This is a genomic window from Deinococcus marmoris DSM 12784 (assembly GCF_000701405.1).
GTDB classification, from domain to species: domain Bacteria; phylum Deinococcota; class Deinococci; order Deinococcales; family Deinococcaceae; genus Deinococcus; species Deinococcus marmoris.
On the sequence record NZ_JNIV01000119.1, the window covers coordinates 1 to 11,867 of the forward strand.

An 11,867-nucleotide genomic window follows, 5' to 3' on the forward strand; every position below is an offset into this window, starting at 1 on the left:
TTGGAATACTGCGTTCTTCGCGCTCAGTCTGGGACGGGCAGAAGTGCTGCTGGAGGCCGCTGGCCTCCAGGGTCGCCCGGCCACTTCACTGGTGTTTTCCTACGAAGACATCAAGCGGCGGGCCTTCAACCGGCTCTTTGCGTGGCGAATACTGAGCAATCTAGGTCTCCAGGCACGATTTGCCGAATTAGGAAAACATCCGTCCAGGCCGCTGGATTTGGGGGTCAAAGCGGCTTGAGGGTGGTCAAAACTGTCCGAACCATTGATGAACAGACGCCCATGACTGTGACAGCTCGAAGAGAGGACGCTCTTGCTCCCGCTCGAATCTCCATCGTTTTTGCAAACGATTCAATCACAGTCCGTATCACCCATGCACAGCACAAGCTCACCTGGGGCGCTGGCAGTTCCCCACTCCAGCCACGTCAGCGCTGGCCGCGTCGCTGCCGCCGTTCCTGCTGTGGGGCGCGGGCCGGGACGACGACGGCTGCCGCCTGCGTCCGGTGGGCCAGCCAGATGGTGTGGCGGGTTCCCTTGCCGGGCCGCGCACGCACCGTCTGCACTTCTACCCGGAAGCCTGCCTGTTGCAGCCGCCGGGTAAAGCGAGTATCCGGTGTGGCGGACCAGATGGCCAGCACGCCGCCGGGCCGCAGGGTCCGTTGCGCCGCCGCCAGCCCGGACGGCGAATACAACCAGTTGTTGCCGTGATGCGTCATACCTTCAGGGCCGTTGTCCACGTCCAGCAGCACGGCGTCGTAGTTGGCATGCCCACGGCGCAGCAACTCGGCCACGTCTCCCACATGGACGCGGGTACGTGAATCCCGAATGGGGAAGGCCGCGCACGCACCCAGCGGGCCTTTGTTCCATTCCACGACCTCCGGCACCAGTTCGGCCACCGTGACCACGCCCCTCGGCCCCAGCGCCTTCAGGGCGGCGGCCAGCGTAAAGCCCATGCCCAGGCCCCCCACCAGCACATGCGGCGTAGGGCGGCCCGCGATGGGCGCACAGCCCAGCTCGGCCAGCGCGTCCTCGGAGGCGTGCTGGCGGCTGTTCATCAGCTCGCTGACATAGCCCGAGATCTGGATGGAAAACTCCAGTTGTTCGCCCCGGCGGTACAGGCAAAGCTCCTGATCGGTGCCGGGAATAGCGGCGCGGGCCAGCGGAACCCAGGGAATCATGCGGGGTCCAGTGGAGCGCGGACCACCACAGAGCATGGGGCATTCAAGAACCGATCAGAGGGCAGGAGTCGCGCAAGCATTGGGTCAACTCTACCTGTCCCCGGCATTTTCCGGCGGTTTCTCGCTGCGGCAAAGGGTATCGGCGCGTTTGAGCAGCGTGGGAAGGCGGTGTGGCCCAGCCATCCGGGCGATCTGCGCCGCGGCCTGGGCAACGTCGGTCCCCGCCGCCGTGACGAACAGGGGCTTGAGGCTGCCGCCACGCGTCACGGCCAGCGCATGGTCCGAACCCTGAAACGCCGTTTTCGCCACGCCGATCACAGGAATCTGCCGCCCCACAGCTTCAAACAGGTGTGCGCCCAGGCCAGCGCGTCCGCCCGCGTCCAGGGTCACGTAACCGTCGATCACCACCGCGTCCAGCGTGTGTGCCTGGGCCGCCCCCTCCAGCAGCGCCAGCAGACACGGCAACTCACGCCTGTAGAACTCGCCGGGCTGATACGGCTCCACCTGCGGGACCGGGACAACCAATTCCCACGTCGGCGCGGCATCTCTCCAGTCCCGAAACAGCACGCCAGCGGCCCGCGCCGTGCCGTCTGGGCGGTAATCCACGTCGGTACAGATCAGCATGTCTCTCCCGTCAGCACATCTCTCCCATCAAAAAGGCCGCCCCCACCCGCAGGCAGAGGCGACCCTGGTTCAAAGCTCAGGCGCGGCTGAGGTACTGGCCGGTGCGGGTATCGACCTTGATGTCGATGTCCTGCTCCACGAACAGCGGCACCTGCACCATCGCGCCGGTTTCCAGCTTGGCAGGCTTGGTGCCGCCCGACGCGGTGTCGCCGCGCAGGCCAGGATCGGTTTCCACGATCTTCAGGATCACCTGGTTGGGCAGCGTGATGCTCAGGGCCTTCTCGCCGTACATGGCCACCTCGACCTCGGTGTTTTCCTTCATGAACTTGGAAGCGTCGCCCACCAGACTGGGAGGCAGCGTGACCTGCTCGAAGGTGTCCATGTCCATGAACATGTAGTCGTCGCCGTCCCTGTACAGGTACTGCATGGTCTTGCCTTCCACGTAGATGTCCTGCAACTTTTCGGTGCTGTTGAAGGTGCGGTCCACGATGCTACCGGATTCCATGTTGCGGAACTTGGTGACCACCTTCGCGCCGCCGCGTCCCATCTTCAGGTGAGAGTAGTCCAGGCACTCCCACAACCCGCCGTCCATTTCCACCTTGGTGCCGTTTCTCAGTTCGGTAACGCTGATCATGTCTGCTCCTTGAAGGTCTGAACGCGTGAAAAGCGCGCTTCAGACGCTGTGCCAACCGGGGCCGCCTCTGCCTTTCTGGTGTCCAGAAATGGCGGGGGCCGCTCGGTGCCGCCCAGCAGTTTAGCAGAAGTGGGATGTGACCGTGCCCGCAACCCTTCCCCTCTCCGGCTGGGGTTTGCTATGCTGCCAGGGTTGCCCGTCCACCCCCGCCCCCGGCCCCTGTCAAAAAGGGCCGACGAGCGGCGGGGAAGCAAGCAGAAGACGGAAAGCGCCAAGGAGAAAAGACGCACATGGAACTGAACGCCCAACCCCGCAAGAGCCGCGAAAAGCTGGCCGAAGGCATGATCCCCGCCGTCGCCTACAACAAGGAAAACAACGTTTCCTTTGCCCTGGACCTCAAGACCTTTGACCGGGCCTTCCGTCAGACCAGCACCACCGGCCTGTACGACATCACCGTCGAAGGCCAGGAAACCTTTCCCGCACTGGTCAAGGCCATTCAGATGGACAAGCGCCGCCGCGTGCCGATCCATGTGGACTTCTACATGGTCACCTACGGCGAGGCCGTTGAAGTCTCCGTGCCCGTGCATACCAAGGGCAAGAGCCAGGGCGTGGTCATGGGCGGCCTGCTGGACATCGTGATCCACAACCTCGCCATCATCGCCCCCGGCCCGCGCCGCATCCCGCAGGAACTGATCGTGGACGTGTCCAAGCTCCAGATCGGTGACCACGTGACCGCCGGACAGATCACGTTGCCCGAAGGCGTCAAGCTGAACGTGGACGCGGATCAGGTTGTCATCAGCCTGCTGCCGCCGCGCATGACCGCCGAGGAAGCCGACGCCGAAACCCAGGCCGCCCAGATCGCTGGTCTGGTTGCTGCGGGCGAGCTGACCGAGGAAGCTGCCGCCGCCGTGCTGGAAGGCGACGCCACCCTGGAAGAAGCCAAGGCCGACGCCGTCTCCGATGCGGGCGACGAGACTGCCGCCGAGAGCAACGACGACGCCAGGACCGAAGAAGAGCAGTCCTAAACTCCTTTACCCACACAGGCCGGGGTTTCCAGCGATGGAGGCTTCCGGCCTTTGCAGCGGCTGAAGCGGCATTTGAAAGCTGAGGCCCCCTCCTGCCCGAGTACAGGGGTTAAGCTGAGGGGTTCTGCATTATTGAAGGGGCCGGGCAAGACAGGCCAGAACTGGAGGTTTAAGAATTATGGCGGAAAAAGACATTGACAAGTTGCTCGCGATGACGGACAGCAAGTACCGCTTGAGCGTCGTGACGGCCAAGCGCGCCCTGCAACTGCGCTCCGGCGCGCCCAGCGTGCTGCCCGTGGAACAGCGCGTGCGGACCCGCAATCTGGTCACCCAGGCCATGCGTGAGCTGGCCACCGGGCAACTCACGGTGGGCACCGACCTGATGGACGAGAGCCGTTTTCAGCAGGACTACGTGCGCCAGCGTCAGGCCCAGCTCCAGGCCCAGTTGAACGCCGAACGCGAACGCGAACGCGAGTAAGGCCAGAACTGTCTGGACGGCGGCGGATGGGGTTTTTCCTGTTCGCCGCTTCTCTTTGAAAGGACGAGACAGCGGCTATGCAGATCGGTTGCCTATGTTTCCAGTCAATATGCTGTCCTGGACGGGGTTCTTCCGTATGGGTCGCATGAAATTGACAAATGCTGAATAGCACGCTATAGTTCTTATCAACACCGCCGACTAAGGCGGCTTTTTTATTGTCTGGTTTTTCAAACTTCCTGCTGGCCGTCGGAAATCTGGCCCATGCACCCTAGACTGGACAGAAATGGAAAGAACATCGTCTGACAAGGCGTTTTTTCAGCGCGCCGCATAGATTTGACTTTTCCCGCATACCGCGTTATGGTTTTTATCAACACCGCCGAACGAGGCGGATTTTTTATTGCCTGGGTTTTTCAGGCCATCTGGTCAGTGGTGACAGGCTATGCAATCCCATCAATCTGTAGACAGAAACCCCACATCCAGCACGGCGTTTTTTGGCCCGCTGCATAAATTTGACAGAATCCGAATACCGCGCTATCTTATTTCCATCACCGCCGAGAGGCGGGCTTTTTATTTTACCCCGTCGTCCAGCACCGCCAGTGCGGTCTTCGCCGTTTCCAGTTCATGCCAGGATTCCCGCCCCGGCGCAGCAACTTTGCTCAGGCGCACGATGTCGGCCTCAATCTGACGGCGAATCACCTCTCCACCCAGACGCAGCAGCAGCGGCCCGTATTTCAGCGCGGCGTCCAGCGGCACACCCCCATAAGCTGGGTCTGCACCACTGGCCCGCTCCAGCCGCAGCACGGGGTAGGGCCAGTATCCGGCGATCAGGCGTTCGGCGCGGACGTGATAGCCCGCGTAGCGCGCCCACAGCCGCAAGTGCAGGGCCGAGTCGTTGGGCTGCACGATCAATGCCGGAGGCAACCTCTCCCCCGCCCGTTCCAGAATGCCCCGGATGGTGTACGCGCCCATGCCGCACAGGCTGGCGCTGCCGATTTCGCCGGGAAGGATGGGGCCGAAGCCGTCACCCTCGCGAACTTCGATCTGGTCTTGCAGTCTGGAACGCACGACACCGCGCCTTGCCAGGGCCAGTGGACCGGGATTCAGTTCCACGGCAATACAACGGCTGGCGCGGCCTTCACGGATCACGCGCACAGGCAGGCGAGCGTGATCGCTGCCGATGTCGGCGTGAACGTCGGTGCGAATCAGCTCCAGCACCGCTTCCAGGCGGGCATCAAGGGTGGGCGTCGGCATCTGGCTTCTCGGGCTGGGCGTGTGCGGGTGGCCCGTGAATGCGGCTCAGGACCGAGCTGTAGACGCCCACAGCCAGAATCACGGCAGCAATGGCCGCGCCGTAGACCAGGATGTCTGATCCACCCGTCCACTCCAGCGCCACCGCGAAGAAATTGACCGCCAGCGCCGTGACCACCACGCCCAGCAGCTTCTGCTTCAGGTCATCGAACGAATCCACGTGCAGCCACTCCGGCACGTTCTGGAGCCGCCCGACGAACAGCCCCTGCAAGCCCAGCCCGATGATCAGCAGGGCCACGCCCACCAGCAGCGTGTCGGCCTGTTCCACAGCGGCCACCAGCAGATGCTTGGTGGTTTCAGGTTCGCCCAGATGCCGGAAAGCGTCACCGATGGTGTGGTACGCCTGCACAATCGCCACGATAAACAGCGCCAGACTGAAGGCCACCGAACTGAACACGCCCAGTTCCACGATCAGCCGCGTGAATCCGAAGGCCCGCCCCAGCATCCGGGCCGCGTGAGCTGCCTGCTTCTGCGCCATCAGTCCTTCTCCGCGCGTTCGGGAGCCAGCGCTGTCACGGTGTCTCCCTCGCGGATCACGCCGCCCACGATCACCCGCGCCGTCAGGCCGCCGTGGCCGCGCACCGCGTTGTAGCCGCCCTCACCCAGATTTTCTTCCATGCGTGAGCAGGGGTGGCATTCGCCCGTGCCCTCCAGCACCACCTCGCCAATCTGAAAGCGGGCGTCCTTGAGGGCCAGCAGCGGCACACCCGACACCACAATGTTGCGGCGCAGCAGTTCGGGCATGACCTCTGGCAGTCCGGCCAGCGCGGCGATCACGGGCAGGTGTTCGGCCTGAATCAGCGTGACCTGCCGTTTACCGGGGCCGCCGGGAATGGACGGATTGGAGGGTCTGGGCGTCGCTTCCATCTCACCAGACTGCATTTCACCAGAGAGGGCGGTCAGGCGGCCCGGAGCCGTCTTGCCGTGGTCCCCGATCAGGCCGACGAGCGGGTGGGCCTCCACCTCGGCCACGCGCACGGGCATTACGCGGCGGGCTGGGCGCAGACTCAGCCATTCCACCCGTCCGGGGCGGGGAAATGTCGTGCGGAGGTCCTGAATGGTCTTCACGCCGCCCATGCTATCCGCTGCACGTTTTGGCATGTACACTGCGGACATGAGGCGTTTGACCCGACATGCATATCCACCCTGCCGCTAGCGGTAGGAGGTCAGTCTTAGCCTGAAATCCAGATCCCCAAGCGGCGCAGCCAGAACGGTTTGCGTCGCCTTTTCTTTGCACGGAGTCCATATGAACGAAATTCGCCGGAATGTGCCTGTAGATGAGCAGATTGAAATCCTCAAACGTGGCGTGGTCGATCTGGTCACGGAAGACGATCTGCGCCGGAAACTGGAGCAGAGTTTAAAAACGGGCAAACCCCTGCGCGTCAAGCTGGGCGCGGACCCTACCCGCCCGGACCTGCATCTGGGCCACGCGGTGATCCTCCGCAAGATGCGGCAGTTCCAGGATCTGGGCCATCAGGTCATCATGCTGATCGGCGATTTCACCGCCATGATCGGTGATCCCAGCGGCAAGAGCAAAACGCGCCCGCCGCTGACGCTGGAAGAAACCCGCGCCAACGCCCAGAGCTACCTGGAGCAGTGCCGTCTGATCCTGCGCGGCGAGCCGGAGGTGCTGGAAATCCGCTACAACGGCGAGTGGCTGGAGCCGATGGGCTACGCCGACGTGATCCGCCTCGCCAGCAAGTACACCGTGGCCCGCATTCTGGAGCGCGACGACTTCACCAAACGCCTGCAAGCCCAGACCCCGATCAGCCTGCACGAGCTGCTGTACCCGGTCACGCAGGGCTACGACTCGGTGGCGCTGGAGGCCGATGTGGAGCTGGGCGGCACCGATCAACTGTTCAACAATCTGGTGGGCCGCGCCCTGCAACGCGATTACGGCCAGGAAGCGCAGGTGGTCATGACCCTGCCGCTGCTGGTGGGATTACGCGGAAACGAAAAAATGTCTAAGAGCTTAGATAACTATATTAGTTTAGAAATCAAATCCCCGAAAATAAATGCAAAGAATATGTTCAAGGAATTAATGAAGTTGCCGGATGATTTGATGGAAAGCTATTTCACACTGCTAACCGACTTAACCGAAAATGAGATTCTTATTATAATTCAACAGCATCCAAAAGTTAGCCATAGAATTCTCGCAAGCCTGATTTCTAACAGCATATATAATCAGATTGAACCAAACATTGATAGTATCAAAAAACTTGTCCCCAATGACTATAATATCGCTTTTGGTGAAACTGGGCCGACTTTGGAAGACTTAGAAGAATATGCTCATACAGCAGATAGACTTGAGGTCTTCCTTGATACATTTCGTGATGTATTTAAAGATAATCTAGGTCTGTACAAAACAATAAAAGATAATTTTAATGATATCGAAGATTTTAAAGCAACAATGCAAAAGGCACTTTATATATTTAGGGAATTTAGTTTGACTATTGAAAAATTTGATGAATTAGAGAATTTTCTAGATGTAGTTAAGGGGAGCAAAGATCTTATTAAAAATTCCGATAATACAAAAATTATTAAAGACCTTTATGTCTTACGTCAGGATATGTTAAAATATCTTATTGATAAAAAAATGGATTTCAACAACTATCCGACTGATCCAAGTTTAAATCAAAATGTAGTAAAAGCTATTATGGGGACATATGAAGCTGATGAAGGCTTCAAAAATGTGGCTAAGGGTGGCATTCCTGACAACATTCCCACCATTGACATCACAGCAGACCTGAACGACAGCCTCGACGCAGACCGCATCAGCATGGCGAAACTGGTTGTCCTGGCAGGTCTGGAACCCAGCAACGGCGCAGCGCGCAAGCTGATCCAGAACCGGGGGCTGAAGCTGAACGGCGAGACCTACGCCGATCCGCAGGGGCAACTGACGCGGCAGGAACTGGCGGCAAAGGGCGGCGCGGTCATTCAGAAGGGCAAGGACAAGTTCGCGCGCTTTGTACTGGAGTCCTGACCCACCCGGCGTCTTCACGGGGCCTTCACGGGCTTCTCGTGAAGAAGTCGATTCGAGGGCGGAATTAAAAAGTTATGCACAGGCTGGTGTGGATCACCACATGGCCTGTAGAGAATGTCCTGGACAATGAAAAGGATTCGCTCTGTTCTGGACTTATCCACAGGCAAGGTGTGGATAAACCCCGTGCCTGTGGATAAAAAATCTGACCCGCCCCTGACGTTTGAAGTCAGAGCGGGTCAGTCCTTAAAATCAGTTGCTAAGAGTAGCGATCAGAACTGAGAGACCACGCCCTCGTCCCGCAAAGCTTCCACGCGCAGCATGTTGGTGGTGCCCTGCACGCCGAAGGGCACGCCCGCCGTGATCACGTAACGGTCCCCGATGTCGGCCAAGCTGCTTTTTTTCAGTTCCTTGTTGGCAATGCGGACCATGTCGTCGGTGCTGCGTGGGTCCTCGCTGAGCAGCGGCACGACGCCCCAGCTCAGGGCCAACTGGTTGCGGGTCACTTCATTGGGGGTCAGGGCCAGAATCGCCATCGGCGGACGGTTCTTGGCAATCCGCAGGGCTGCGCCGCCGGTGCTGGTAAAGGCCACCACGGCGGACGCCCCCAGCTTGGCCCCGATGTTGCAGGCCGAGTAGGCAATCGAGTCCTGGGCCAGCGTGGTGTCGATCACCAGTTGGCGCTGGAGCATGCTGTAATGCTCGCTGGACTCGGCCTCGCGGGCAATGCGGTCCATCATGGCGACAGATTCCACGGGATACAGCCCCGCCGCCGATTCCGCCGAGAGCATCACCGCGTCGGTTCCGTCGTAGATGGCGTTCGCCACATCGCTGGCCTCGGCGCGGGTGGGGCGTGGCAGGCTGATCATGCTTTCCAGCATCTGCGTGGCGGTGATGACCGGCTTACCTGCCTCGCGGCACAGACGGATCAGGCGTTTCTGGATGGTCGGCACCTGCTCGGCGCGCATCTCCACACCCAGGTCGCCGCGCGCCACCATGATGCCGTCCACTTCCTTGAGGATGTCCTCGAAACGGTCCACCGCCTGCGGCTTCTCGATCTTGGCCATCAGCTTGGCGCGGCTGCCGAAGCGTGACAGGTAGTGGCGGGCCAGCAGCAGATCGTCACGCGAGCGCACGAAGCTCAGGGCCACCCAGTCCACGCCCAGTTCCGCGCCGAATTCCATGTCGGACACGTCCTTGTCGGACAGGGCCGGCACGCTCAGGTCGGCCTCGGGAACGTTGATGCCCTTGTTGTTCTTCAGGACGCCGCCGATCACCACGCTGGTCAGGATGTCGTTGCCGCGCAGGTTCTCCACGCGCAGCGCCATGTTGCCGTCGTCCAGCAGCAGCGCCATACCCGGATGCACGTCGCGGATCAGGTCTTTGTAAGTGGTAGAAACGCGCGTGGCGTCGCCCTCCGCATCGTCCATCGTGATGGTGAAGTGATCACCCGCCGCCAGCGTGACCATACCCTCGGCAAAGCGCCCCACCCGGATCTTCGGCCCCTGGAGGTCTTGCAGGATACCCACGGTGATGCCCTTCTGGGCGGACAGCTCGCGGACCATGTTGTAGGTCTGGCGGTGGTCCTCGGGATCGCCGTGGCTGAAGTTCATGCGGACGACGTTCATCCCGGCGTCCATCATGCGGCCCAGGACTTCCGGGCTGCGGCTGGCTGGCCCGACAGTGGCGACGATCTTGGTGGCTCGGTCAAAATGTTTCATGTGATTGCCTCGTTTTGCCGCGCGCCCGGAAGACCAGTGCGTGTGTCCCAGTGCGCGGTTGAAGTTGGAAGTGATTCCAGTCGGGGTTGGGAGGCCGAATTTCCAACGGCTGATTCAGAAAAGGCGGCGGACTCTGGTTTGCAATCTTCCAGCGTCCGCCGCCTGTATTTTCTCTTTACCGGAGCGCCTTGCGGCCCGGATACACGGCGCGGTCACCCAGCATGTCCTCGATCCGCAGCAACTGGTTGTACTTGGCGATGCGGTCCGAACGGCTGGCGCTGCCGGTCTTGATCTGCCCGGCGTTGGTGGCAACGGCCAAGTCTGCGATGAACGAATCCTCGGACTCGCCGCTGCGGTGGCTGATGATGGTGCCGTAGCGGTTACGCTTGGCGAGTTCGATGGCGTCCATGCTCTCGGTCAGCGAGCCGATCTGGTTGACCTTGACCAGAATCGCGTTGCCCACGCCCGTATCGATGCCGCGCTGGAGGCGTTCGGGGTTGGTCACGAACAGGTCGTCGCCCACCAGTTGCACCTTGTCGCCAATCTTGGCGGTCAGCGCCTGCCAGCCGTCCCAGTCGTCCTCGGCCAGTCCGTCCTCGATGCTCACGATGGGGTAACGGGAAGCCCAGTCGGCCCAGAAATCCACCAGCTCGGCGGTAGACAGCACGCGGCCCTCGCTTTCCAGGTGGTATTTGCCGTCCTTGTAAAGCTCGGTGACGGCGGGGTCCAGCGCGATGCAGATGTCCTTGCCCGCCTCGTACCCGGCCTTCTCGATGGCCTCCAGCAGCACTTCCAGCGCTTCCTCGTTGCTCTTCAGGTCCGGTGCGAAGCCGCCCTCGTCACCGACGTTGGTGTTGTATCCGCGTCCGCTCAGGACTTTCTTGAGGCTGTGGAAGGTCTCAGTGCCGTAGCGCAGCGCCTCGCGGAAGCTGGGCGCACCCACCGGCATGACCATGAATTCCTGAAAATCCACCGAGTTGTCGGCGTGCATCCCACCGTTGATCAGGTTCATCATCGGCACGGGCAGCGTCTTTGCGTTGCTGCCGCCCAGGTAGCGGTACAGCGGGATGTTCAGTTCCTCGGCGGCGGCGCGGGCGGTAGCCAGGCTGACGGCCAGAATAGCGTTGCCGCCCATGTTGCCCTTGTTCGGGGTGCCGTCCAGTTCCATCATGGCCGCGTCTACCGCGCCCTGATCGCTGGCGTCCAGACCCACCACGGCAGGCCCCAGCGCCTCGTTCACGTTCTTGACGGCCTTCTGCACGCCCTTGCCGCCGTAGCGGCTGCCACCGTCACGCAACTCCAGCGCCTCGTGGGTGCCGGTGCTGGCCCCACTGGGAACGATGGCGCGGCCCACATAGCCGCTGTCCAGATGAACTTCGGCTTCCACGGTGGGGTTTCCGCGCGAGTCCAGCACTTCACGGGCGATCACTTTTTCAATGTTCATGACGAGTCCTCCCGAACGCCACCCACTCAGCTTCAAAGTGCGAGTAGGTGTATCTCGGACACTATAAGCGCCGCATGTCAGCTCTGGGTGCATCCGGTCTAACCGGGTGGGTAGCAGAATCCAGAAATCCCAGAAAATCGCGTCCACAGCGAGAGTTATCCACAAAAGTTATCCACAGGCGAAATATCTGTGGATAACTTTGTGGATAACGAAGAATTGAGCTATTTCAGCTTTTGTAAAAGGAGGAAAAAGCCGCTCACGGCGACAACCAAGGCGCTTCGCCCAGTCCAGACCTCAACCCCCCTATCTCAATGGTTCGGACAGTTTTGACCACCCTCAAGCCGCTTTGACCCCCAAATCCAGCGGCCTGGACGGATGTTTTCCTAATTCGGCAAATCGTGCCTGGAGACCTAGATTGCTCAGTATTCGCCACGCAAAGAGCCGGTTGAAGGCCCGCCGCTTGATGTCTTCGTAGGAA

General features: G+C 60.8%; 11 protein-coding genes and 1 pseudogene. 4 read left to right on the forward strand and 8 right to left on the reverse strand.

Features of this window, described 5'->3' with window-relative positions; genetic code table 11:
* Positions 1-238 (forward strand): annotated as a pseudogene (locus tag Q319_RS28395) (IS4 family transposase); the annotation flags it as partial.
* A gap of 184 nt (positions 239-422) precedes the next feature.
* Here Q319_RS28395 and Q319_RS0119920 read toward each other — a convergent pair.
* The 3 genes from Q319_RS0119920 to efp form a co-directional block, all read right to left on the reverse strand.
* Positions 423-1,175, reverse strand: a complete 753-nt coding sequence (locus Q319_RS0119920) for a spermidine synthase (protein WP_156039479.1) — start codon at positions 1,173-1,175, stop codon at positions 423-425.
* A 90-nt stretch (positions 1,176-1,265) separates the two neighbouring features.
* Entirely contained in the window at positions 1,266-1,799 is a 534-nt protein-coding gene (locus Q319_RS0119925; RefSeq protein ID WP_029484186.1) for an endonuclease V, read from the reverse strand.
* A 76-nt stretch (positions 1,800-1,875) separates the two neighbouring features.
* Complete coding sequence (gene efp, locus Q319_RS0119930; RefSeq protein WP_029484187.1) at positions 1,876-2,433, reverse strand: elongation factor P; 558 nt, start codon at positions 2,431-2,433, stop codon at positions 1,876-1,878.
* 290 nt (positions 2,434-2,723) lie between these two features.
* Between efp and Q319_RS0119935 the strand changes: the two genes are divergently transcribed.
* Positions 2,724-3,458: a 50S ribosomal protein L25/general stress protein Ctc gene (locus tag Q319_RS0119935; protein ID WP_029484188.1), complete on the forward strand. Its 735-nt coding sequence runs from the start codon at positions 2,724-2,726 to the stop codon at positions 3,456-3,458.
* Positions 3,459-3,636: 178 nt separating this feature from the next.
* Positions 3,637-3,936, forward strand: coding sequence for a DNA-directed RNA polymerase subunit omega (gene rpoZ, locus Q319_RS0119940; RefSeq protein WP_029484189.1), 300 nt, complete (start codon positions 3,637-3,639; stop codon positions 3,934-3,936).
* Positions 3,937-4,503: 567 nt separating this feature from the next.
* Here the strand turns inward: rpoZ and Q319_RS0119945 are convergent.
* The 3 genes from Q319_RS0119945 to Q319_RS0119955 are packed head-to-tail and all read right to left on the reverse strand — an operon-like array spanning position 4,504 to position 6,312.
* A complete protein-coding gene (locus Q319_RS0119945; RefSeq protein WP_029484190.1) occupies positions 4,504-5,187 on the reverse strand; it encodes a tRNA (adenine(22)-N(1))-methyltransferase TrmK in 684 nt (227 codons plus the stop codon).
* Positions 5,168-5,722, reverse strand: coding sequence for a YqhA family protein (locus tag Q319_RS0119950; RefSeq protein WP_029484191.1), 555 nt, complete (start codon positions 5,720-5,722; stop codon positions 5,168-5,170). Before Q319_RS0119950 ends, Q319_RS0119945 begins: the two co-directional genes overlap by 20 nt.
* A complete protein-coding gene (locus tag Q319_RS0119955) occupies positions 5,722-6,312 on the reverse strand; it encodes an MOSC domain-containing protein (RefSeq protein ID WP_029484192.1) in 591 nt (196 codons plus the stop codon). The genes Q319_RS0119950 and Q319_RS0119955 overlap by 1 nt, the downstream gene beginning before the upstream one ends.
* Positions 6,313-6,490: 178 nt before the next feature.
* Here Q319_RS0119955 and tyrS point away from each other — a divergent pair, with 178 nt between their 5' ends.
* Positions 6,491-8,227 carry a tyrosine--tRNA ligase gene (gene tyrS, locus Q319_RS28820; protein ID WP_245619402.1) on the forward strand — a complete coding sequence of 579 codons (1,737 nt, stop codon included), beginning with the start codon at positions 6,491-6,493 and terminating at the stop codon, positions 8,225-8,227.
* 269 nt (positions 8,228-8,496) lie between these two features.
* On the opposite strand, the gene pyk is transcribed toward tyrS, so the two are convergent.
* Entirely contained in the window at positions 8,497-9,945 is a 1,449-nt protein-coding gene (gene pyk / locus Q319_RS0119965; RefSeq protein WP_029484194.1) for a pyruvate kinase, read from the reverse strand.
* A gap of 175 nt (positions 9,946-10,120) precedes the next feature.
* A complete protein-coding gene (gene eno, locus Q319_RS0119970; RefSeq protein ID WP_029484195.1) occupies positions 10,121-11,389 on the reverse strand; it encodes a phosphopyruvate hydratase in 1,269 nt (422 codons plus the stop codon).
* Positions 11,390-11,867: the final 478 nt, after the last annotated feature.

Coding starts and splice junctions, on each gene's coding strand:
- Q319_RS0119920 (WP_156039479.1), bottom strand. CDS start 1,175: ATGATTCCCTGGGTTCCGCTGGCCCGCGCCGCTATTCCCGGCACCGAT.
- Q319_RS0119925 (WP_029484186.1), bottom strand. CDS start 1,799: ATGCTGATCTGTACCGACGTGGATTACCGCCCAGACGGCACGGCGCGG.
- efp (WP_029484187.1), bottom strand. CDS start 2,433: ATGATCAGCGTTACCGAACTGAGAAACGGCACCAAGGTGGAAATGGAC.
- Q319_RS0119935 (WP_029484188.1), top strand. CDS start 2,724: ATGGAACTGAACGCCCAACCCCGCAAGAGCCGCGAAAAGCTGGCCGAA.
- rpoZ (WP_029484189.1), top strand. CDS start 3,637: ATGGCGGAAAAAGACATTGACAAGTTGCTCGCGATGACGGACAGCAAG.
- Q319_RS0119945 (WP_029484190.1), bottom strand. CDS start 5,187: ATGCCGACGCCCACCCTTGATGCCCGCCTGGAAGCGGTGCTGGAGCTG.
- Q319_RS0119950 (WP_029484191.1), bottom strand. CDS start 5,722: ATGGCGCAGAAGCAGGCAGCTCACGCGGCCCGGATGCTGGGGCGGGCC.
- tyrS (WP_245619402.1), top strand. CDS start 6,491: ATGAACGAAATTCGCCGGAATGTGCCTGTAGATGAGCAGATTGAAATC.
- pyk (WP_029484194.1), bottom strand. CDS start 9,945: ATGAAACATTTTGACCGAGCCACCAAGATCGTCGCCACTGTCGGGCCA.
- eno (WP_029484195.1), bottom strand. CDS start 11,389: ATGAACATTGAAAAAGTGATCGCCCGTGAAGTGCTGGACTCGCGCGGA.